The sequence below is a fragment of the Paenibacillus sp. UNC499MF genome, assembly GCF_900107975.1.
GTDB lineage: Bacteria > Bacillota > Bacilli > Paenibacillales > NBRC-103111 > Paenibacillus_F.
On sequence record NZ_FNVF01000007.1, the window covers coordinates 276,199 to 297,823 of the forward strand.

The window sequence follows — 21,625 nt, forward strand, 5'->3', positions numbered from 1 at the left end:
TGCCTTTCGGGGGTTCATCAAGTATAATAAAAGAAACAGAGTTTCACTATGTGAAACAAAAATAGGCGGTGGTGAAACCCGATGGAGGAAGCAAAATCGACTGTCCGCGCCGTGGAACGGGCACTGGATGTACTCCTGTGTTATACCGACGCAACCGAACTGACGTTAACGGAGATTTCATCCAAAGTCTCTTTGCATAAAAGCACGGTTTACCGTCTCCTTGCGTCTCTTGAGGCGAAGGGATTCCTTGTGCGGGAATCCGACGGAGACAAATACAGGCTCGGCTTCAGCATCTGGGAACTTGCCGCGCACATGTCCCAGAGCGACGATCCCGGCATGATCCTGCTGCCGGAGATGGAACGCCTGCGCGATCAGGTGAACGAGACGATCTCGCTGTACGTGCGCGACGGCCGGGAGCGGGTGCGCGTCCAGGCCGTGCAGAGCAACCACGCGATCCGGCGGGTCGCGCCGGTCGGCGCAAGAATGCCCCTGTTCGTCGGGGCATCGAGCAAGGTCCTTCTCGCCTTCGGCGAGGCGGAGGTGCAGGAACAGGCGATGCTGGAGGCCGAGCTTGCGGGCATCCCGCGGGAACCGTTCCTGCAGCAGCTTCATGAGACGCGGAAGGCGGGCTACGCCACCAGCGTCGAGGAGCGCGAACCGGGAGCGGCGGCGCTCGCCGCTCCGGTGTTCAACCGCGCGGGCAAGCTTGTGGCCGCGCTGGCGGTGTCGGGGCCGTCCAACCGGCTCACGCTGGAGGCCATGCTGGAGCAGGCTCCGGTCGTGATGGAGGCGGCCCGGCGGATGGGCACCATGCTGAGATAGCGGCATGGCGGTTGTGCGGGCATACGAGGCAATCCGAGGCAGGATGGCCGGGAGTACCGGAGAAGCACCAGAGATGATTGCCGGAGATCAGCGGGAGACGGCTGGAGAAGAGCCGAAACATCCGAAATGGCTGTAGAACAGCCAGAACAGCCAGAACAGCCAGAACAGCCAGAACAGCCAGAACAGCCAGAACAGCCAAGGCAACTGAAAACGAGCTGTAGAACAACCGTAGAACAACCCTGTACTGACTGCCGCAGCGTTCTTCAGCCGAAAGGCCGCTGAACGAGAGCGGAATCGGATTCGGATTGGGCTCTCGTGCTGCCCGCTGTTTCAAACCCGCCGCGGCGGCGTAACAAATACATAAGGCCAGCTGAGCCCGTGTCAGCTGGCCTTCGCTTGCCCTTGCGGTTCTTTTTTCATCTATTCCATAGAGGGAAACGCATGCAGGCATTTTATCCCACCGCGGGGGCAATACTAGATGGGAACAAACGGAAGGGGACGGGTTGATGGAACAGCGCAAGTCGATGGTTGCGATCTGGATCAGCCTGATTAGCAATGTCATCCTAACGGGTATCAAGCTGGCCGTCGGCTGGTTATTCGGCAGCCAGGTTCTGATTGCAGACGGAATACATAATGCCGGGGACGTGATTGCCACGGCCACAGCATACAGCTCCATGCGGATTTCCAACCGCCCGGCCGACCACGACCATCCTTACGGGCACGGCAAAGCGGAGGTGCTCGGCTCGGGGGCCGTCGCGCTTCTGCTGGGCGCCGCGGCAATCTACATGGGGTATCATGCGGTTATGGCGCTTTTCGAGCCGCCGGGCGAAGCCCATATCCTTGCACTGATCGCGGCGGTGATTTCCCTGGTCTGGAAGCAGTGGCTGTACGTGTATACGATGAGACTGGGCCGAGCCGCAAACAGTAAAGGCCTTATTGCGACGGCTTACGATCATCTGGCTGACGTATATGCTTCCATTGCGGCTTCCGCAGGAATCGCCCTGGCCTTGGCGGGGGACTATTTTGATATTCCTTTCTTGGCCTACGGTGATCCGGCAGCCGGAATTATCGTCTCTTTCCTCGTCATCAAGCTTGCTTATACGATGGGGACGGAAGCCGTCAATATTTTGATGGAAACGAATGTCGAGGACGCCAAGCTGCGGCAGTACAAGGAGATCATTGAGTCGTTCCCCGACGTCAAGCGCATCGACCGGCTGCGTGCCCGCGAACACGGCCATTACATACTCGTGGATGCACGGATCGGTATTATGGGAACGCTGACCATTCAGCAGGGGCATGATATCGGGCGCAGTATTAAAGAAGCGATCCGGGCCAAGCATCCCGAAGTGGATGAGGTGCTTGTGCATCTGAATCCCTGGTATCCGGATGAAGCCGTAAATAATAAGGATACCCACTCTTAGGAGAGGTTTTCTACTCCATGGTCCTAACCGGAAGCGCGGCAGCCGGACGGGTACGCGAGTTTACGGGTTTTCATTTTGACGATTTAAAAAGCGAACAAAGACGGCATTCCTGCGGAAGGAAAAGCCGTTTTTTTATGCCGCATAAAGCGGGTTTTGCAAGCGGAAAAGCCTGAATTTTAAAATTTAAGTTTTATCCGGACATTTACTAACATTTATAGGACCACAACTCTCGAAAAGCTTTAGAAGATGCCTGTATGGGGCGGCTTTTATTTTATACACTGAAGTCAGATCATCGCATCGAGATCGAATTTCGCGTCTAAAGGGGATAGGGATATGGGTCTTGCCATGAAAACGGATTGTCAAATTTGCGGGCACACGCTGGACGCCCGGTCGGAAGCTTACATTTGCATTCATGAGTGCACATTCTGTAAAACATGCACCGAAGAGAGGAAACATGTCTGTCCCAATTGTTCGGGGGAACTGGTACGGAGACCGCGGGCACCGTTAACCGCCGCAGCCGCTTGTCCGCTGGGTTAGAGTGAACAAGAAGGGAAGCGTGAGAGGCAGGTAAGGGTAATTGATTATTAAGCACGTTTCAGGAGATAAGTAAGTGTAAGAAGTAAATACGTAAGAAGTACAAAATAAGAGTAAGAGTCGCAGCGGGGCCTTCTTTTTAGTTCCATACGAGCCATATAGGATAAGGACCCGCATTAATGACGCCGAGCCTTATAGGAAAAGAATCAGCATTTTAAACAGAAAAAAAGAGAGCCCTGAGGGGCTCTCTTTTATTACATGCTTCTATTAAGCGTTGTACATCATTTGACGAAGTACGGTTTGCAGGATACCGCCGTTACGGTAGTAATCCACGTCCACCATGCTGTCCAGACGGACAATAGCTTTGAATTCGAACGACGTGCCGTCTTCGCGGGTAGCCGTTACGGTTACTTGCTCGCCTGGCTGTACATCGTTGGACAAGCCGGTAATTTCGATCGTTTCGCGGCCGGTCAGACCAAGCGTTTTCCAGCCTTGACCTTCAAGGAATTGCAGCGGAAGTACGCCCATACCTACCAGGTTGCTGCGGTGAATACGTTCGAAGCTTTCCGCGATAACGGCTTTGACGCCGAGCAGAAGCGTACCTTTAGCCGCCCAGTCACGGGAGCTTCCGGTTCCGTACTCTTTACCCGCGATAACAACGAGGGAAGTATTTTTATCCTGATAGTTCATCGAAGCGTCGTAGATAGACATGACTTCGCCTGTCGGCAGGTAAGTCGTTACGCCGCCCTCGGTGCCTGGAGCCACTTGGTTACGGATGCGGATGTTCGCGAACGTACCGCGCATCATGACTTCGTGGTTACCACGGCGGGAACCGTAGGAGTTAAAGTCTTTTTTGTCCACGCCATGCTCGATCAGGTATTTGCCCGCAGGGCTGTCTGCCTTGATGTTACCGGCAGGAGAGATATGGTCCGTCGTAACGGAGTCGGCAAGAAGCGCAAGGGTTTTGGCGCCGCGGACGTCTTTGATATCGTCCAGGGACTGGCCAAGGTTTTGGAAGAACGGTGGCTCTTGAATGTAAGTGGAGTTTTTGTCCCACTCGTACAGTTCGCCTTCCGGTACCGCGATTTGGTTCCAGCGCTCGTTGGCACGGAACACGTCTTTATATTTCTCGCGGAAAGCTTCGGCCGTAACGGCTGTCGCAACAGCTTCCTCGATTTCTTTGTTGCTCGGCCAGATGTCTTTCAGGTAGACAGGCTCGTTGTTCGTGCCATAGCCGATCGGATCTTTCGTCAGGTCGATGTTCACGTTGCCTGCCAGCGCGTAAGCGACAACCAGCGGCGGGGAAGCGAGATAGTTCGCTTTAACCTGTGCGTGAACGCGGCCTTCGAAGTTACGGTTACCGGACAGAACGGCAGCGACCGTCATGTCGTTGTCGGCAACGGCTTGGCTCACTTCGTCCGGAAGCGGACCGGAGTTACCGATACAAGTCGCACAGCCGTAACCCGCTACGAAGAAACCGAGATCTTCAAGCGGTTTAAGCAGGCCTGCTTTCTCCAGATAGTCGGTAACGACCAGGGAACCCGGAGTCAGGGAAGTTTTCACGTAAGCCGGCGTTTTCAGGCCGCGCTCTACGGCTTTCTTCGCAAGAAGTCCCGCGCCGAGCATTACGTTCGGGTTGGACGTGTTTGTACAGCTCGTAATCGCTGCAATAACAACGGCGCCCGTGCTCATTTTGGCTGTTCTGCCGTCCGCGTATTTCACTTCGACTTCTTCTGCGATCTTCTCGTCGGACAGTCCGTATCCGCCTTTGTCTACCGGCGTGCGCAGAATGTCGTTGAAGGATTCTTTCATCGCCGTCAGCTCGACGCGGTCTTGAGGACGCTTAGGACCTGCAAGGCTCGGTACGACGGTGGACAGGTCGATTTCGATGACATCGGAGTAGATCGGATCTTCCGAGTCTTTCGTGCGGAACATGCCTTGCGCTTTATAGTAAGCTTCAACGAGAGCGATCTGCTCTTCGCTGCGGCCTGTGTTTCTCAGGTATTCCAGCGTGCTGTCGTCAACCGGGAAGAAACCTACGGTCGCGCCGTACTCGGGAGCCATGTTGGCAACCGTCGCACGGTCGGACAGGACGAGTTCGTCAAGGCCGGGACCGAAGAACTCGACGAATTTGCCGACAACGCCTTTCTTACGAAGCGTTTGGGTAACGGTGAGGGCAAGGTCGGTCGCCGTTGCGCCTTCCGCAAGCTTGCCGGTCAGCTTGAAGCCGATAACTTCAGGAGTTACGAAGTAAAGCGGCTGTCCGAGCATGCCGGCTTCGGCTTCGATACCGCCTACGCCCCAGCCAACGATACCGAGACCGTTGATCATCGTGGTGTGGGAGTCGGTACCTACCAGGGAGTCCGGATATACGGTCGTTTCGCCGTCTACCGTTTTGGTAGCCGCGACGGAAGCGAGATACTCCAGGTTTACCTGGTGAACGATACCGGTAGCCGGCGGTACCGCACGGAAGTTGTCGAATGCGGTTTGCGCCCAGCGCAGGAAGCGGTAGCGCTCTTCATTACGCTCGAATTCGAGTTCCATGTTGGTTTCAAGCGCCATGCCGTTACCGAAAGCGTCGACCATAACGGAGTGGTCGATTACAAGGTCAACCGGTACGAGCGGGTTGATGCGTTTAGGGTCTCCGCCTGCGCGTGCAACGGTGTCTCTCATTGCCGCGAGGTCAACTACGACCGGTACGCCGGTAAAGTCCTGCAGGACGATACGGGCAGGAATGAAAGGAATTTCTTTATTGTGGTCGGCGTTCTCGTCGCCCCAAGTCGCGATTTGCTTTACGTGTTCGTCCGTGATGGCGCGGCCGTCGTATTGGCGGATCGCGGCTTCAAGGAGAACTTTAATGGAGAAAGGCAGTTTGGAAATTCCGGCGAACTGCTGCTGAAGATCCTGCAGGCTGTAATAGTGGTACGATTTACCGCCTACCGTCAGCTGCTTGCGTACGTTAAAAGCGTCTTTTTGCGGCATTGCAAAGCCTCCCTTGTGATCTTTGAAATGGCGAATTTGAAATTTGTCCGGGTCTTACGTTTGGATGGTTGTTGGTGTTTCATCTGATGAAACTCAATTTCATATTTCGCTATATCCTTAGTATACCGTGTTCCCCCTGCCGCGTAAAGAATAAAATGACTCATTTTTATTTGAAATTTTTCATATATTTAAGCGAATATCCATGCGTATGAACGATGCGTATAAAGCCGGTCCCCGCAACGGACCGTAGGCTCTCGGGAGGTAAAGGCATGTCCTGGAAAACAGCGCTGTACGATTATCTGCACGCACGCAATACGGCGGAAACGGAAGCGTCGGCCGGAGTGCTGGCAAACGTTGTGGAAGACGAAGAGTTCAGCCGTGAAACCGACGCCCGGTACAACCGGCTGACCGAAAGCCGCAAGGAACGAGGGATTAAGGCGCTGCGGGGAGAGATGCGGCTCAAGCTTCAGCACGTGCATGAACACGAGGAAGGCGTTACCGCGGATGTTGAATGCCAGCGGCAGTTTTTTTACGAACAAGGGGGCAGGGAACGAAACGAAGGCATCGTCATCCGGGAGCGGGTAGGCTTGATCCGAAGGGGAACGCGCTGGAAGATTGCGCGGATTTCCGCCCGGGAGAGCGAGCGGGAAAAAACGAGACAGCCGTACTCCTGGCTGGCGGAGGAAGGAATTTACACGCCCGAAGGTGAAATCTCTTCGTCGCAGCCCTACCTGAATTATAGTATACTGAACCATGTCGGAACTTACCCCGAAACCCGGAAGAAGCTTTATGACCGCGGCAAAGCCGTCAAGTATGCGGACACCTGGTGGAACCGGTACAATCCGGCTTTTATTGAATTCGAAGTGGACTGCACAAGCTACGTCTCCCAATGTCTCTTTGCAGGGGGGACACCGATGAACTATACTGGGAAAAGAGGCGCCGGCTGGTGGTACGCCGGCAAGCAGGGCAGCCGTGAGCTCTGGAGTTACAGCTGGGCGGTCGCCCAGGCTCTTCAGCTTCATGTGCCCGCTTCCCGCAGAGGACTGAGCGGAACGCTCGTTTCCTCGGCCGCCGAACTAAGGCCGGGCGATTTTATCAGCTATGACTGGGACGGCGACGGACGGTTTCAGCACAATACCTTCGTAACCGCACTGGATGCGAGCGGCATGCCGCTCGTTAACGCGCATACCGTCAGCAGCAAGCACCGCTACTGGGATTATAAGGACTCGTACGCGTGGACGGATAAAACCCGGTATGCCTTTGTCCGTGTTTCGGATGAAATGGATGGATAAATACAGATTATGGAATCAGGCGGAGGGGAAACATGAGCCGGAAATTGCGGATAGGACTGATCTATGGCGGTAAATCCGGGGAGCATGAGGTATCTTTGCAAACCGCGCATGCCGTCATTGGAGCATTGGATGTATCGAAGTATGAAATTACGCCTTTCTATATTACAAAGCAGGGGGAATGGCGCCGGGGAGCGGCTCTGAACGGCCGGGTCGAGCGCAAGGAGCTGCTCGCGTTCGACGCTTCGGAAGGTGAAGCGGCAGGTACGGCCCTGGCTCCTTTCTTCTCCGGTCTTACGAGCCAGGCGGGCGGCGTTCTGTCCGAAGTGGCCGCTGCGGGCGAAGCCGCCGGTGCGGACGCTGTCGATGTCGTGCTGCCCCTGCTGCACGGTACCTTCGGAGAGGACGGTACCATCCAGGGGCTGCTGGAGATGGCGAACATTCCGTATGTGGGAGCGGGCGTGCTCGCTTCGGCCGTCGGAATGGACAAAGTCGCCATGAAGAAAATGTTCGCGCAGGAGGGGCTTCCTCAATGCGTGTACCGGCACTTCACCCGCTCCCAATGGGAGAAGGACCAGCCGTTCTTCCTGATGGAAACCGAGATTTCCATCGGCTACCCGTGCTTCATCAAGCCGGCCAACCTGGGTTCGAGCGTAGGAATTTCCAAAGCCCGCAACCGGCAGGAGCTGATCGAAGCGGTAGAATACGCCTTCCAGTTTGACCGGAAGGTGATTGTGGAAGAATTCGTGGACGCCCGGGAGATTGAAGTTGCCATTCTCGGCAATGAAGAGCCTCTGGCCTCCGTTCCGGGCGAGATCGTGTCTTCCAGCGAGTTCTACGACTACAAGGCTAAATACGTCGACGGCAAATCGACGATGGTCATTCCGGCGGACCTGCCGGAAGAAACCGCCGCGCAGATTCAGGAACTCGCCATACAGGCGTTCCAGTCCATCGACGGATCGGGCTTGTCGCGCGTCGATTTCTTCCTGACCCGCACGGACGGGAAGATCTATATCAATGAGATCAACACCATGCCGGGCTTTACCCCGTTCAGCATGTATCCCCTTCTCTGGAAGGAATCCGGCAAACCTTACGCGGAGCTGCTGGACGATCTCATCCGGCTTGCCATTGAACGCCACGCGGCCAAACAGCAAATCAAGTATACGGCGGAGTAACGGCATTGCCGGACACCGATCAGCGCATGGCGGGGGAGCAGGCTGCCGTCCGCGGGTACAACCCCGCGGACCGGGAGGCTAATCCGGGCCGGCGAGGACGTGAGAGCGGCTTTCCTCCATGCGTTTTGTTTTGTAGAAATGACTACTATTCCGATCAGCCGGGAGGGCGCTATGGGCTTTCAGACCGAATTTAATTCCGTATGCAAATTCAAATCCGAGCAGGAACTGTACGAGCTGTTGGAATATGGGCGCTGCAAAATGCGCAAAAGCGGGTTCCGCGTGTATCCGACCGGCCAGAAAGTAATCGCCTATTCACCCGCCAACGAGGCGGTGGCTATCGTAAAGATCAGCGCTTCCATTGCGGAGATCACTTTCCAGGGGGATGAAGTGACCCTTGTGGAGATGGATCTGGTACGCAAGCTGACCGAGGAAGAGGCGCGCGTGCAGACGGCGCTGGCCCACGAGATGTTTTTCGGCGAACAGGGAAGCAAATAAAAAGGCGGGCGGTTTTCGGACAATGCGTTAGGGAACGGAGAAAACGTCCGAGGGGAATGCGCCCTAGAGCCCTATTCCCTGCCCGTTTCATCCACTTATACCGTGAATATGGAAAGCAGCTTTGATCTCGGCCCCGGTTGAGAAAACGGCTGCTTTTTTATTTTGGGCCGCTGAAATTTCAGATCGTTAAAATTTTGCATTCATAAATATAGGAGCCTTTTATTCTGGGCATCTTATCAGTAAAGACCAATCAGGAGCAAGGATGTGACCAACGGCCATGATCGTACGCTTGGGGTATGTGGCGATGTCCACGGAAGTGAAGAATGCGTCCCCGTCCAAGACGATGACGGCAACACTGTTCAGCCAGTTGAATGACCGGGAGGCGGCTGTGCGCAAGCTGGAGCGAATAGGAGCCGAGAACCTGCACAATACGCTCCGGCTTCTCAGGCATAACCGCGCTTACGATATCAAGGTTTACCGCTATTCGTCCAAACTGATTCCCCTGCTGGGTCATGAAATGCTGGGAGACTGGGACCCTATTCCGGCTCTTGCCGAAGAATTTAAAGAGGTAGGGGAGTACGCCAAGCTGCACGGAATGCGGACGAGCTTCCATCCCGATCACTTTACGGTGCTCAGTACACCGCGCAAAGATGTCCTGCTCAAGTCTTATGCGGACCTGGAACGTCATGCGGCCATGTTGGAGGCGATGGGACTGGGAGAAGACGCCAAGCTCAATATCCACGTAGGCGGAACTTACGGAGACAAACCGAAAGCGGCCAAGCGGTTTCTGGCTCATTTTGCCGATTTGAACGAAAAAGCCCGCCGCCGTCTTACTTTGGAGAACGACGACAAGACGTTCACCGCCCGGGAAACGCTGGAAATCTGCGAGAAGGTCGGCGTGCCTATGGTGCTCGATGTCCATCATCATCAAGTGAACAACGAGGGGGAGGACATTCTGGAGCTGTGGCCCCGGATACAGGCGACGTGGGAAGGTCAGCTATGCGTCTCTCTCCCGGATAGCGCGGACCAGCCGCTGCCGCCCAAAATCCATGTGTCGAGCCCCAAGAACGATAAAGACATCCGCAGCCATGCGGATTATGTGGAAGCCGGGCCTTTGCTGGAATTTTTCAGGGGCATTGCCGGAATCACTCCGCGGCTCGACGTTATGATTGAAGCCAAGATGAAGGATGCCGCCCTTTTTCGTCTGATGAAGGATTTGGAGCGGGAAAAAGACGTGGAAGTGCTCACGGAGGCTTCCGTGCAAATAAACGTTACGTAGGGATCGCGCCAAGAGCTGTGCCAAGAGCTGCGAGGGCAAGGGAAGCGGACTCTGCGAGATTATGGCCCACATAGGCTGTGTTTTTCGGGTTAAACCCGCAATAATCTCCGGAATATCCCCGTTATCAGGCAAAGCCGCATGTTTTTGCCCTGTTCTTCTTGTCTTTGCGGGTCAAATGGGGTACCTTGTTAAAGTGAAGGATTGTCCAATTTCGAACCGAGAGGAGATTGTCGAATGACGACATCGGGTTTATTGAACGGCAAGAACATTCTGGTTATGGGGGTTGCCAACGACCGCAGCATCGCCTGGGCGATTGCGCAATCTTTGGCGGCTCAAGGCGCGCGCCTCGCATTTACTTATGAGAGCGAGCGTGTAGAAGAGCGTGTACGCAAATTGGCCGGTAATATTCCGGATTCGCTTATTTTGCCCTGCAACGTAACGGTTGACGAGGATCTTGTACGCCTGGCTGATACGCTCAAAGGCGAGTTCGGCGTTCTGCACGGAGTGGTACACAGCATCGCGTTCGCACGCACGGAAGAGCTGGAAGGCATGTTCGTGGATACGTCCCGCGACGGCTACGCTCTGGCACAGGACATCAGCGCATTCTCGCTGGTTGCCGTATCGAAGCATATGTATCCGCTTATGACGGAGGGCGGCAGCATCATGACGATGACCTACCTTGGCGCGGAACGCGTAATGCGCAACTACAACGTGATGGGCGTGGCCAAAGCTGCGCTGGAAGCAAGCGTACGTTACCTGGCGGCCGATCTTGGCCAGCACGGTATCCGCGTGAACGGCATTTCGGCCGGTCCGATCCGTACCCTCGCCGCGAAAGGCATTAAAGATTTCAACTCCATCCTGCATCAGGTGGAAGAAAAAGCGCCGCTGCGCAAAACGACGGAAACGGCGGAAGTGGGCGATACGGCCATGTTCCTGATGAGCCATCTGTCCCGCGGCATTACCGGCGAAATTATTCACGTAGACGGCGGTTACAACATCGTAGGCGCGTAAAACCGCGCGGCCTGCAAGGAATAGTCCTTCCGAAATGGCAACTTTATACATACATGAAAACCCCTTCGGGCGGTTGCACCTTGAGAAAATGGAAAGGTGTGCGCCGCCTCCGGGGTTTTTGTGCTTTTTGTTGTTGTGAAGCGGTCCGATATCAGGTAAAATTTATGAAAATCAAGCTTATTTTGCAAAAAGAGAGGGCCTTCCATGACACGTTTTTTGACCCGGATCGGAAATGAGCGGATCGGCATTGAAACGGATTCTCCGGTGCTCGGCGAGTGGTTGAGAGAATCATTTGACAGAAGCTTCGGAGACGACGGGGAAGAACCGCGTCTGCGGCTGAATATAAAGGGCGGCTACGGCGTGCCGTTCGTTGATTTCGACGTTGCCGCGGAGAAGCGCGGCGGCAGGGTTATTTATACACGGGCCGATTACCGGATCGAAGCGGACGAGGACCTTAAGTCGGCTTCCGTGGAGGTGCAGGACGAGTTCGCGCTGAAGCATGCGCTGATGAACGTCTACAGCGCTTTCCTCATCCGCAACGGGCTGGGCCTGCTCATGCATTCTTCGTGCGCCGTTCAGGACGGCAGGGGCTATTTGTTCGCCGGGCCGTCGGGAGCGGGCAAATCAACGGCCGCGCTGCTGTCCAGGCCGCGTGTCCTGCTCAGCGACGAAGCGACGGTGATCGGGCTCCCCGAAGCGGGACCGGGCGGCAGAGCGGAAGCGCTGGCGTACAACTCGCCTTTCCGCAGCGATTCGCGTTGGGATATCGGCGAGGGCATTCCGGCCGCTCCGCTGGAGGGGATGTACGTGCTCAGACAGTCGGAGGAAGTTCGGACGGAGCCGATGAAAGCATCGGATGCCCTGCCGATCGTCATGAGCCAGGTTTTCTTCTGGACGACGGGGGCCGAGGAGACACGCGCGGTGATGCAGCTGTGCACGCGCTTCCTGGAGCGGGTGCCGGTCCGCGAGCTTTTCTTCCAGAAGAACGACCTCTTCTGGAATGTCATCGCTCCCCGGAAGGCCGGCGTCTGATGGACCGGGGAGCGTACAGGCGCAGCGGAAGCGGAGGGCTCGGAGCGGAGGCGCTTGTCGTGCGGCGCGCTCTGGAGCTTAAAGGACGCGTGGAGATTCCTTCGCGCGGCACGAGCATGCTTCCGCTGATCCGCGAGGGCAGTGTCTGCACGTTCGTGCCGGTGGCGGCCGCGGATCTCCGGAGGGGCGATATCGTCCTCTTCGAAGGAGAAGAGGGCGGGCTTATCGCCCACCGCCTGATCCGGCGGGGAGGAGCAGGGGCGCAGGCCCCGCTGCTCTGCAAAGGAGACGCGAACATCGGCTTCGATCCGCCTGTGCCCGCGGCCAAAGTGCTGGCCCGGCTGGAGACGGTAAACCGGGACGGCCGCGTATCGTCGAGGCTGTCGCCGGGCTTCCGGATCTGGGGCCGGATCATGACGGCTTTTCCGGCACTGTCACGGGCGTTCCGTCTGGCATCGCGTTATGCGAGAAGGCTCCGCGGGCAGGGAAATTGACCGGTGGATGAATGCGCCGCGCCTGCGGCTTTATTTTTTTGGCAGATCCTACGAGGAAATTTGGGTGAAACGATGTGGCACGGAATTCGTTTCATTTACTATACTAGAACTATACTAGATTGCGAGAGAAAAGAGTGATATCCAATGACGACTGTAAATCAGGAACCTTACCGTGTCGGCGGCAAAAGCTTTACGGCCGTCGCTATCAATACCGCCGCGAAGGCGGGCGAATGGATTAAGAGCCGGGTAGGAGAAATCCGCCGGGTCGATGTGAAGTATTCCTCCCACGATCTTGTAACGGAAGTGGACAAGGGATCGGAGAAAATGATCCGTAATCTGATTATGACGCATTTTCCTCATCACGCGTTTCTCGGCGAGGAAGGCGTGGAGCCGGGACCCGAAGCGTCGGCGGCCGCCCTGGAAAACGTAAGCGATGCCGAATACTTATGGATCGTCGATCCTATCGACGGTACGACGAACTTTATACATGGATTTCCGTTCTTCAGCGTGTCCATTGCGCTTGCTTACAAAGGCGAAGTGATTGTGGGCGTGGTCTACGATCCCATGCGCGACGAGCTGTTTGTGGCGGAAAAAGGCAAGGGCGCTTACCTGAAGGCCGCCAAGCTTGGCGTGTCCGGTGAAGCGGCGCTGTCCGAAAGCCTGCTCGGAACGGGTTTCCCGGCCGACCGCGAAGGCGCTCTGCCGGTCAACCTGGCCGGTATCAACGCTCTCATGCCGAAGGTGCGGAATTTCCGCAATGCGGGTTCGGCGGCGCTGCATCTGGCTTACGTGGCGGCGGGCCGTCTGTCGGGCTTTTACGAAATCGGGCTGAATGCCTGGGATATAGCGGCGGGCGCGCTGCTCGTCCGGGAATCGGGCGGCCGGGTCACCGATACGGCGGGACAGCCTTATACGCTTGGCGTACGCAATGTGATGGCGACAAACGGTCTCATTCACGACGAGCTGCAAAACGAGCTTCAGCAGGCCGGCGCTACGGGGTTATAGGCTTTTCGGACTTGTTGAATGGAGGTGCCGCGGGACCTGTTTAGGTACCGGGACGCAAGGAAATGCCAAGGCTTAGGCCCGAGGCCCCGAAGGTTACTTCGGGGTTTGTTTTTTTTGCGTGGAGGAAGTAACATGGACAAAGAGAGAAACGGAGGGAAACGGATGAAAAGAAAAAAATGGCTGATCGGGCTCATTTTGTTGTGTCTGGCTGCCGGGATATATGCGGTGATCCGTTTCAACATAGATCCGACGCTGGCGCCCGAGGACATTAAGCTCCGGGCGCGGGTCGTGCCTGCGGCGGAGAAGCCTGCCGAGGTGCCTTCCCAGGCATCTGCAGCCGCGGCCTATGCCACCGTGGTCGAGGTAGAGCTGGAGAGCACCGGGGGTAAAGCGCTGAATCAGGAAGGATACAGCTACAAGGTGTATCCTTACGTGCAGAACGGCACCGTGGCCGCTTGGGAGCCCGCGCCCGATTCGCTCGCCAAAGGCCAGAAGACGGAGAGCTACGCCTTCGGCGCCGATAACGTGACGATGCCGCGTGCGCTGGAAATGATCGAGCGGCTGACGGGCGCGTCGACGAACGAAGACGAAGCGAAGAAAGCGGGCATGTCCGGCGGATTCGTCTACACCGGCGAGACTTTCCCGGCGAAGGTGCGCTACTACGCCAAGGATGCGGAAGCGGCGACCGGAGCCGGTTCGGGAACCGATCCGAAGGACGGCCGCACCTATATTCTTTTCTCCTATCACGAGAAAAAATGGGGTAAAGACGTCAGCTGGGTCAAAGCGGTGAAAGTCGCTCCTTAACCTGCCGCCGAGCCGTTCGGGGAAGGCGAGCGGGTCTACGCCGCGCAGGAGCGGGGTGGAGTGAGCGGCTTGCCGTGTATCCGCAGGAGCATGATACATGAGGCTCCGATGTGGAGCGCGGCTTTTGATGCGTTGCTTGGAGATGCCGCAGAAACATACAAAATGCCGTTTCGGCGCAGCAGGAAAACAGCCCTTGTCCGGGAGAGGACAAGGGCTGTTTTTGTTTGGCGGCCGTTTCGGGCGGTACGGCGCTGCGCGGTAGATGCAGACGAAGCGGTCATACCTACAAGACACCCCCGTCCGGCTTCAAAGCGCAGCAGCCTGTTTCCGCGTCTCAAGTCACGCCGTGCTCCTGAGGCGTCTCCAGGCTGCCGAGCTTGCCGTCGCGGTATTCGCGGGGAGAGAGGCCCATCCGCGCCCGGAAGGTCCGGTGGAAGTAGGAGTAGCTGTGGAAGCCGCAGGACTCCGCAGCCTGCTCCAGCGTCATCGCACCGAAGCGGATGCGCTCGCATGCCATCGAGATCCGCACTTCGATGGCGTAATCCATGACGGACTGGCCGAACGTTTCGCGGAACAGGTGACCCGCGCGCGAGGTGCTTAGTCCGACGTGGTCGGCCAGATCCTGCAGCGTGAAAGCTTCCGAGGCGTTCTGCTCGATGTACGTTTTCATCCGCTGGACCATATAAGAGAAGCGCGGCTTCTGGGGAAACGACCCCAGATCCGTAAGATCGCCGATGACGCGGTCCAGCGACAGGCAGAGCACGCGAACGAGATAGTCGCCGATCTCTTGCAGATTATCGTGCAGCCGGCGGCGTTCGCGGAAAATTTCCCGCCAGACGTTCAGCCAGCTGTCGTCGAGGCCGACCCGGATGATGCCGGGTCTTTTAAACCGCTCCCACCAGGCATCCATCCAGCTTCCGCTGCACATCAGATAATAATCGCCGCTGTACACGGTACCGGCCTCCGGCGGCGAAGTTTCATGCTGGCTGCCGATGCGAAGCTCATAGGCGTCTCCGGGGCGGTACAGCAGAAGATCGCCCGGCTCTGCGGTTACGTAGCGGCCTTCCTGCCAAACTTGACAGGTGCCTTCCGTCTGAAGACGCAGCAGATAGTATTGGATTCCGTCCCGCTGATTGGAGACGAAAGGCTTGCGGTGCACCGAATAACCGGCGGACAAAATATGGACCTCATCTTTTACGGCTGACGCCGGGTCCTGAATTCCTGTCACGAGGCATCGTTCCTTTTTGATAATTTAGCAAAATAGTTCATGTTCCGCGTAGATCATTCATTCTCATTATAAACGAGGTATGGTATCAATAGAAGGAGAGGTTTTTTAAACGGAGGGAAGCATTTCCCTTCCGGCATTTCCATAACCCAGGACAGAGGAAAGGTGATCGAAGATGACAAAGATCGGAATTGGCGTGCAGTTATACACCCTGCGTTCGGAAACGGAGAAGGACTTCAGAGGCTCCTTGCGGAAAGTGGCGGAGCTCGGGTATGAAGGGGTAGAATTTGCCGGTTACGGAGGGCTTGCTCCCCGTGAATTGAGTGAACTTCTGAAAGAACTGAACCTGACTTCGGTCGGCAGTCATGTGGGCATTCACCGTCTTCAGGAAAACCTGGATGAAGAAATCGAAATGAACGTGGCCATCGGCAGCAAGTATGTCGCCTGCCCGGGCTGGTTCCCGCCTGAGCGCACCGAGGAAGGCTTCCGTGAGATCGTGGAGATTCTCAAGGAGAGCAGCCGCCGTTTCGCGGAACACGGAATCGCCTTCGGATATCACAATCATTCGTTCGAGTTTGAAGAAAAAATCGGCGGTCAGACCATGTTTGACGCATTTTTTTCCGCTCTTCCCGAGAATGAGTTGTTCGTGGAGCTGGACGTGTGCTGGGCTCATAACGCCGGCTTCGATCCGATAGAGGTTATGAAGCAGTATGCGGGAAGAACGCCGCTTCTTCACGTGAAGGACCTGCGCCGGGAAGACGGCAAGCTGCTCACGGTAGAGCTGGGTACAGGCGAAGTCGACCTGAAGCCGGTTCTGGCCGCCGCCGGAGAAATCGGCACGAAGTGGTTCATCGTGGAGCAGGACGAGTGCCAGAATCCGCCGTTTGAAAGTATTGCCGCAAGCCGGGAGTGGCTGCGCCAAAACTACCGTTAAGCCGTTAACCCGCCGTCCGCCCGGCGGTGCAGGAAGAGCATTTCCCCGAATGGGAAATGCTCTTTTTTTGTATGTAATGACAGAGAAGGATTTGCCGGTACGAACACCTGAGCAGGAAATAGCTTTCCGCGCGGGAGAAATCCTGTTACAATGAAAATGATTGTAAACCTTTATTTTATTTATAAGGTTAACAATTAGCGGCAAGCTGAATTTACAAACCGAAAATTCGGATATTTATTCAACTTTTCTTTTGGCAGGAAAGGACGTGCTGAGCATGCATACGGAACAACAAACGGCCGGGGGAACAGGAACCTTGTCCAGATGGGAGCACTACGCGGACAAGGCGCTTCGGGGTGACAAGCTGGAGACGGAAGAGGCGCTGACCATACTCCGGGCCGACGACGATGAGCTGCTGCCCCTTATGCAGGCGGCTTTCCGTGTACGCAAGCATTATTACGGACGCAAGGTGAAGCTCAATCTCATCATTAATGCGAAAAGCGGACTGTGCCCGGAGGACTGCGGTTACTGCTCCCAATCCATCGTGTCGAAGGCTCCGATTACGAAGTACCCGCTTCTGGAGAAGAACGTTCTGATCGAGGGAGCGCGGAAAGCGCTGGAGATGAAAGTGGGCACCTACTGCATCGTGGCCAGCGGCAAAGGACCGACTAACCGCGAGCTGGATCAGGTGATTGAAGCTGTACAGACGATCAAAGGGGAAATGCCCCTGAAAATTTGCGCCTGTCTGGGCATTTTATCGGATGAGCAGGCCGTACGCCTGAAAGAAGCAGGGGTGGACCGCTATAACCACAATCTCAACACGAGCGCTTCCCATTTCGCAAAAATTACGTCCACGCATACATACGAGGACCGGGTCAGGACGGTAGAGCAGGCGAAGCAGGCGGGAATGTCGCCCTGTTCCGGAATTATTGCGGGAATGGGCGAGTCGGACGAGGAACTGGCGGAGATGGCCTTCGCGCTGCGCGAACTGGATGCGGACTCCATTCCCGTCAACTTCCTGAACCCGATTCCCGGCACACCGCTGGCGGACCGACGGAGCCTGAATCCGCGTCAGTGCCTCAAAATTCTCGCGCTCATGCGGCTGGTTTGCCCGGCAAAGGAAATCCGCATTGCCGGCGGCCGGGAAGTAAACCTGAAATCGCTGCAGCCTCTGGGTCTGTATGCGGCCAACTCCATTTTCCTGGGGGATTATCTGACCACGGAAGGCCAGGAAGCCGGCGAAGACCACCGGATGCTGGAAGATCTCGGCTTCGAAATTGAAGTCTGCGCCTTGTAGGCCGGCCTCTTTAAGCCGATTAGCCGCATCGGAAAACAGAAAAAAAGCAGAAGGTCGGAAGACCCTCTGCTTTTTTTGCATTTTTATACGAAATAGGCTTAATTGCATTGAATAGTATTAATTTTCGTTGATCCGGCAAATGGGCGGACAAAGCGAAAGCGGATACAATTAGTCTATCGGCTAAGGCCGGAAAGGGGGGAGACAATGGCACAAGTTGCAGTAGAAACCAGCGTAAGCAAAGAGGCGAAAAGCCCGTCGATATGGAAGCGTTTTTTCAAACAGTGGGATATTCAGCTCATGGTAATTCCAGGGATTGTGTTTCTTCTTATCTTCCATTACATTCCGATGTACGGAGTGTTGACCGCATTTAAAGATTATGATCTTTTCAACGGGTTTTTCGGAAGTCCTTGGGTAGGACTCAAGCATTTCAAAATGTTTTTCGAGTCTCCGGATTTTCCGAGGGTTATGAGGAACACAATCATGATCAGCTTGTTCAAGCTTTTGATCGCATTCCCGGCGCCTATCATCCTGGCCCTCATGCTGAACGAGGTCCGGAACAAACTTTTCAAAAACGTCGTACAAACGGTCACGTACCTGCCTCACTTCTTGTCCTGGGTTGTCGTAGCGGGCTTCGTGATGTCCTTCCTGTCCACGGATAACGGAAGTTTGAACATCGCTCTGCAGAAGCTGAGCATGATCGACGAACCGATCAATTTCCTGGCGATTCCGGAATATTTCTGGACGATCCTGATCTCCACGGGGATATGGAAAGATATCGGTTTCGGCTCGATCGTATACTTGGCGGCTATCGCGGGAATCGATCCCGCTTTATACGAATCCGCCTCGATCGACGGAGCATCGCGTTTTAAACAAATCTATCTGATTACACTGCCTTGCATTTTCCCGGTCATTATGATTTTCCTCATTCTGCAGATCGGAAGTCTGATGAACGCGGGTGCCAACGGCGGCTACGAAGATATTCTCCTGCTCAGTGCGAATCCGGTTCTCAGGGAATACTCGGATGTCCTCGATACGTTCGTTTACCGGACCGGTATTCAGAACCAGTTGTTCTCATACGCGACGGCAGTCGGATTGTTTAAAGCGGTAATCAGTATTGTTCTGCTGAGCGGCGCCAACCTTCTTGCCCGCAGAACGGGGCAAAGTCTATGGTAGCTGGAGAAAGAAAGGCGGAAACAACATGTTGAGAGCAAACTTCGGGGACCGGTTCATGACGGTCGTCATCTATACACTGCTGATATTTCTGGCCTTCATTACGCTGTATCCGTTCTGGAATTCGGTCGTCATTTCGTTCAACAGCGGCAAAGACACGATGATGGGCGGAATCACCTTCTGGCCTCGCGAGTTTACATTGGAAAACTACAACGTCGTTTTCGAAGACAAGAGGATCATTCAAGGCTTTCTGATCACGATCAGCCGTACCGTGGTAGGAACCGTTGTAGGCATTCTGGCGACTTCTCTCTTTGCCTACGGGTTGTCCAGACGAGGGCTTATCTTCCGCAAGTATTATATGGTGATGGCCGTGGTCACGATGTATTTCACCGGCGGTCTGATTCCGAACTTCCTGTTAATCCGCGGACTTGGCCTGATGGATACGTTCTGGGTCATGATCCTGCCGGTTATGATCAACGTCTGGAACATGATTATCTTCATGACGTTCTTCCGGAGTATTCCGGCAGGGCTTGAAGAAGCGGCTAAACTGGACGGCTGCGGAACCTGGTCGGTATTTTTCCGGATCGTGCTTCCTTTGTCCGGCCCCGTTATCGCCACATTGGGACTGTTCACGGCGGTTCAGCACTGGAACGAGTGGTTCCTGCCCAGCATCTATTTGAACAATACCGATTTGTATCCCGTACAAACGCTGCTGAGACAAATTTTGAACTCCAATATTATGTCGGAACAGCTTTCCAATCTGGACTCTGCGGCATTGACCCAACTGTCCAAGATGCAGTCGATTACGACGAAATCGTTGTCGATGGCGACGATGGTCGTTTCTACCCTGCCAGTTATGCTCATCTATCCGTTTGTTCAGAAATATTTCTCCAAAGGCGTTATGATCGGCTCCCTCAAGGAGTAGATCTTCGCTTTTCGAACAGAATGTAAGCGCAACCACGTGCAACACGATTGACCACATAGATTATAATATCGATTAAAGGGAGTGTCACAAATGGCAAAATGGAAAAAAGGGGTCTCGCTCACGCTCATTACCGTGCTGTCTTCCATCGCGGTGCTTAGCGGCTGCAGCAGCGACAAGCCGGCTGCTTCGGATACCGGCAAACCAGGTACCACTCAATCGACCGGGGTCAAGTTCGGCGAGCAGCAGCTCGACGTAAGCTTCTACGGCAACTATGACTGGTTTACAATGCCGGTATGGGGCCAGGATCTCGCTACAAAATGGGTAAAAGAAAACAAGAAAGTCAACGTAACGGGCGTACCTAACGGCGGCAACGCCGAGCAGAAGTTCAATACGCTGATGGCTTCCAAAGAACTGCCCGATGTCATCTGGCTGGAGCGCGGAGCCCAGGTAGAGAAGCTGCGTGCGGCAGGCATGCTGGTGTCTTTCGACGAATACCTCGACAAATATCCTAACCTGAAGAAGTGGGCGGGAGAAGCGACCCTCAACATGCTGCGCTCCAGCGACGGCAAGCTCTATCAGTTCCCGAACTGGTATACGCAGCGTCCTGCAGGCAACGCGGGTTATATGATCAACCTGAAAATTTACAAAGAACTGGGCGAGCCGAAGCTCGAAACGTTCGATGATCTGTATGCTTACCTGAAACAAGTGAAAGCGAAATATCCGGACGTGATTCCGTTCGATTCCGGCGTGCAGGCTCAGAACGTTGAGATTATGTACCCTGGCTTCGCCAACGATCATCCGGTTACGAACATCTCCATGCGTGCCGTTCCGGAAGGCAACGAGCTGAAATCGATCTTTGCGGATCCGGTTTACCGGGAGTCTCTGACTTACGCAAGCAAGCTTTTCCGTGAAAAATTGATTTCTCAAGACGTATTGACTCAAACGAAAGACCAGATCGACGAGAAAGTGAACAACGGTAAAGTTGCCGTTATGGCCGCTTCCAGCGTGACGGAATTCGGTTCCAAAGGTACGACGGCTCTTCAAACCAAAGATCCGAACCACCCTGGCTACCAAATGATCTGGCCGGTTCATAAAGAAGGCGTAGACAAAACCAAAGTATTCCCTGGACACTACGCGACACTCGGCTGGAACGTAAACGTCATTACGAAGAGCGCGAAAAATCCGGAAGCGATCTTTGCCTTCCTCGATTGGATGACCGGAGAAGAAGGTCAGCGCGTTATGTTCTGGGGTCCTGAAGGCGAATACTGGAAGGGCGTAGACGACAAAGGCACGCCTAAATTCACGGACAAATACTACAGTGACGCAACCGGACGCGCCAAGCTGATGGATTCTCTCGTCAACCTGCAATGGGTCGGCAACACGACCTACATCGATACGGCCAAGACCGATATCGAGCTGAAGCTTCCTCCTGAAAAGCAAAGCTGGGAAACACGCAACCAGACTCAAGTGGCATGGAAAACCGTATTCAACCGTACGGAATTCGTAAACCTTGACCCGGCTGCGAACACGGAAGAAGGTATGGTTCAACAGCGCGTCAGAGATATTTTCATCGAATCCCGTGCAAAAGCTCTCTTCGCGAAAAGCGATGCCGAAGTAACATCCATCTTGGATAAAGCGGAAAAAGACGCTCAAGCTGCCGGATACGCCAAACTGCTGAAATACCAAACGGAACGCTGGCAGGAAAACAAGAAGAAAATCGGCAAATAAGAAGAT

Annotated in this window: 19 protein-coding genes; 17 read left to right on the top strand and 2 right to left on the bottom strand. The window is 55.1% G+C overall.

Annotated elements, in window-relative coordinates:
• Window positions 1–81 precede the first annotated feature (81 nt).
• From C4S74_RS17005 to C4S74_RS17015, 3 genes are all read left to right on the top strand, one after another.
• A complete protein-coding gene (locus C4S74_RS17005) occupies window positions 82–822 on the top strand; it encodes an IclR family transcriptional regulator (RefSeq protein WP_103996488.1) in 741 nt (246 codons plus the stop codon).
• A gap of 506 nt (window positions 823–1,328) precedes the next feature.
• On the top strand, window positions 1,329–2,243 hold the full coding sequence (locus C4S74_RS17010) for a cation diffusion facilitator family transporter (RefSeq protein WP_103996489.1): 915 nt from the start codon (window positions 1,329–1,331) through the stop codon (window positions 2,241–2,243).
• 333 nt (window positions 2,244–2,576) lie between these two features.
• A complete protein-coding gene (locus C4S74_RS17015) occupies window positions 2,577–2,780 on the top strand; it encodes a DUF1272 domain-containing protein (protein WP_103996490.1) in 204 nt (67 codons plus the stop codon).
• A gap of 264 nt (window positions 2,781–3,044) precedes the next feature.
• Here C4S74_RS17015 and acnA read toward each other — a convergent pair whose 3' ends face one another.
• Window positions 3,045–5,759 (bottom strand): aconitate hydratase AcnA, encoded by a 2,715-nt coding sequence (acnA, locus tag C4S74_RS17020; protein ID WP_103996491.1) that lies wholly within the window; start codon window positions 5,757–5,759, stop codon window positions 3,045–3,047.
• Between the two features lie 269 nt (window positions 5,760–6,028).
• Here acnA and C4S74_RS17025 point away from each other — a divergent pair, with 269 nt between their 5' ends.
• The 9 genes from C4S74_RS17025 to C4S74_RS17065 all read left to right on the top strand — a co-directional run bounded on the left by C4S74_RS17025 (window position 6,029) and on the right by C4S74_RS17065 (window position 14,343).
• On the top strand, window positions 6,029–7,051 hold the full coding sequence (locus C4S74_RS17025) for an amidase domain-containing protein (RefSeq protein WP_103996492.1): 1,023 nt from the start codon (window positions 6,029–6,031) through the stop codon (window positions 7,049–7,051).
• 32 nt (window positions 7,052–7,083) lie between these two features.
• Window positions 7,084–8,223, top strand: coding sequence for a D-alanine--D-alanine ligase (locus tag C4S74_RS17030; RefSeq protein ID WP_103996493.1), 1,140 nt, complete (start codon window positions 7,084–7,086; stop codon window positions 8,221–8,223).
• A gap of 171 nt (window positions 8,224–8,394) precedes the next feature.
• Window positions 8,395–8,718, top strand: a complete 324-nt coding sequence (locus tag C4S74_RS17035) for a hypothetical protein (RefSeq protein ID WP_103996494.1) — start codon at window positions 8,395–8,397, stop codon at window positions 8,716–8,718.
• A 277-nt stretch (window positions 8,719–8,995) separates the two neighbouring features.
• On the top strand, window positions 8,996–9,997 hold the full coding sequence (gene uvsE / locus C4S74_RS17040) for a UV DNA damage repair endonuclease UvsE (RefSeq protein WP_103996495.1): 1,002 nt from the start codon (window positions 8,996–8,998) through the stop codon (window positions 9,995–9,997).
• Between the two features lie 234 nt (window positions 9,998–10,231).
• The gene (fabI, locus tag C4S74_RS17045) at window positions 10,232–11,008 is read left to right on the top strand and encodes an enoyl-ACP reductase FabI (protein WP_009676877.1); all 777 of its coding nucleotides are present in this window, start codon (window positions 10,232–10,234) and stop codon (window positions 11,006–11,008) included.
• 204 nt (window positions 11,009–11,212) lie between these two features.
• On the top strand, window positions 11,213–12,040 hold the full coding sequence (locus C4S74_RS17050; RefSeq protein WP_103996496.1) for a hypothetical protein: 828 nt from the start codon (window positions 11,213–11,215) through the stop codon (window positions 12,038–12,040).
• Window positions 12,040–12,534 carry a peptidase S24 gene (locus C4S74_RS17055; protein WP_103996497.1) on the top strand — a complete coding sequence of 165 codons (495 nt, stop codon included), beginning with the start codon at window positions 12,040–12,042 and terminating at the stop codon, window positions 12,532–12,534. Before C4S74_RS17050 ends, C4S74_RS17055 begins: the two co-directional genes overlap by 1 nt.
• 144 nt (window positions 12,535–12,678) lie before the next feature.
• Window positions 12,679–13,539, top strand: coding sequence for an inositol monophosphatase family protein (locus tag C4S74_RS17060; RefSeq protein WP_103996498.1), 861 nt, complete (start codon window positions 12,679–12,681; stop codon window positions 13,537–13,539).
• Between the two features lie 162 nt (window positions 13,540–13,701).
• On the top strand, window positions 13,702–14,343 hold the full coding sequence (locus C4S74_RS17065; protein WP_258042512.1) for a hypothetical protein: 642 nt from the start codon (window positions 13,702–13,704) through the stop codon (window positions 14,341–14,343).
• Window positions 14,344–14,677: 334 nt separating this feature from the next.
• Here the strand turns inward: C4S74_RS17065 and C4S74_RS17070 are convergent, their stop codons facing one another.
• A complete protein-coding gene (locus C4S74_RS17070; RefSeq protein ID WP_103996500.1) occupies window positions 14,678–15,571 on the bottom strand; it encodes an AraC family transcriptional regulator in 894 nt (297 codons plus the stop codon).
• Between the two features lie 172 nt (window positions 15,572–15,743).
• Here C4S74_RS17070 and C4S74_RS17075 point away from each other — a divergent pair, with 172 nt between their 5' ends.
• The 5 genes from C4S74_RS17075 to C4S74_RS17095 all read left to right on the top strand — a co-directional run bounded on the left by C4S74_RS17075 (window position 15,744) and on the right by C4S74_RS17095 (window position 21,619).
• On the top strand, window positions 15,744–16,502 hold the full coding sequence (locus C4S74_RS17075; protein WP_103996501.1) for a sugar phosphate isomerase/epimerase: 759 nt from the start codon (window positions 15,744–15,746) through the stop codon (window positions 16,500–16,502).
• Between the two features lie 274 nt (window positions 16,503–16,776).
• Window positions 16,777–17,796: a biotin synthase BioB gene (gene bioB, locus C4S74_RS17080; protein WP_103996502.1), complete on the top strand. Its 1,020-nt coding sequence runs from the start codon at window positions 16,777–16,779 to the stop codon at window positions 17,794–17,796.
• Window positions 17,797–18,000: 204 nt separating this feature from the next.
• A complete protein-coding gene (locus tag C4S74_RS17085) occupies window positions 18,001–18,969 on the top strand; it encodes a sugar ABC transporter permease (RefSeq protein WP_103996503.1) in 969 nt (322 codons plus the stop codon).
• Window positions 18,970–18,994: 25 nt separating this feature from the next.
• A complete protein-coding gene (locus C4S74_RS17090) occupies window positions 18,995–19,891 on the top strand; it encodes a carbohydrate ABC transporter permease (protein ID WP_103996504.1) in 897 nt (298 codons plus the stop codon).
• A gap of 90 nt (window positions 19,892–19,981) precedes the next feature.
• Window positions 19,982–21,619, top strand: coding sequence for an extracellular solute-binding protein (locus C4S74_RS17095; protein ID WP_103996505.1), 1,638 nt, complete (start codon window positions 19,982–19,984; stop codon window positions 21,617–21,619).
• Window positions 21,620–21,625: the final 6 nt, after the last annotated feature.

What these genes read in the sequence shown, in the direction of transcription:
- C4S74_RS17035 (WP_103996494.1), top strand. Translation starts at nt 8,395, where the DNA reads ATGGGCTTTCAGACCGAATTTAATTCCGTATGCAAATTCAAATCCGAG.
- C4S74_RS17065 (WP_258042512.1), top strand. Translation starts at nt 13,702, where the DNA reads ATGAAAAGAAAAAAATGGCTGATCGGGCTCATTTTGTTGTGTCTGGCT.
- C4S74_RS17015 (WP_103996490.1), top strand. Translation starts at nt 2,577, where the DNA reads ATGGGTCTTGCCATGAAAACGGATTGTCAAATTTGCGGGCACACGCTG.
- uvsE (WP_103996495.1), top strand. Translation starts at nt 8,996, where the DNA reads ATGATCGTACGCTTGGGGTATGTGGCGATGTCCACGGAAGTGAAGAAT.
- C4S74_RS17005 (WP_103996488.1), top strand. Translation starts at nt 82, where the DNA reads ATGGAGGAAGCAAAATCGACTGTCCGCGCCGTGGAACGGGCACTGGAT.
- C4S74_RS17030 (WP_103996493.1), top strand. Translation starts at nt 7,084, where the DNA reads ATGAGCCGGAAATTGCGGATAGGACTGATCTATGGCGGTAAATCCGGG.
- C4S74_RS17025 (WP_103996492.1), top strand. Translation starts at nt 6,029, where the DNA reads ATGTCCTGGAAAACAGCGCTGTACGATTATCTGCACGCACGCAATACG.
- C4S74_RS17060 (WP_103996498.1), top strand. Translation starts at nt 12,679, where the DNA reads ATGACGACTGTAAATCAGGAACCTTACCGTGTCGGCGGCAAAAGCTTT.
- C4S74_RS17090 (WP_103996504.1), top strand. Translation starts at nt 18,995, where the DNA reads ATGTTGAGAGCAAACTTCGGGGACCGGTTCATGACGGTCGTCATCTAT.
- C4S74_RS17010 (WP_103996489.1), top strand. Translation starts at nt 1,329, where the DNA reads ATGGAACAGCGCAAGTCGATGGTTGCGATCTGGATCAGCCTGATTAGC.
- C4S74_RS17055 (WP_103996497.1), top strand. Translation starts at nt 12,040, where the DNA reads ATGGACCGGGGAGCGTACAGGCGCAGCGGAAGCGGAGGGCTCGGAGCG.
- C4S74_RS17095 (WP_103996505.1), top strand. Translation starts at nt 19,982, where the DNA reads ATGGCAAAATGGAAAAAAGGGGTCTCGCTCACGCTCATTACCGTGCTG.
- bioB (WP_103996502.1), top strand. Translation starts at nt 16,777, where the DNA reads ATGCATACGGAACAACAAACGGCCGGGGGAACAGGAACCTTGTCCAGA.
- C4S74_RS17075 (WP_103996501.1), top strand. Translation starts at nt 15,744, where the DNA reads ATGACAAAGATCGGAATTGGCGTGCAGTTATACACCCTGCGTTCGGAA.
- C4S74_RS17085 (WP_103996503.1), top strand. Translation starts at nt 18,001, where the DNA reads ATGGCACAAGTTGCAGTAGAAACCAGCGTAAGCAAAGAGGCGAAAAGC.
- fabI (WP_009676877.1), top strand. Translation starts at nt 10,232, where the DNA reads ATGACGACATCGGGTTTATTGAACGGCAAGAACATTCTGGTTATGGGG.
- C4S74_RS17050 (WP_103996496.1), top strand. Translation starts at nt 11,213, where the DNA reads ATGACACGTTTTTTGACCCGGATCGGAAATGAGCGGATCGGCATTGAA.
- acnA (WP_103996491.1), bottom strand. Translation starts at nt 5,759, where the DNA reads ATGCCGCAAAAAGACGCTTTTAACGTACGCAAGCAGCTGACGGTAGGC.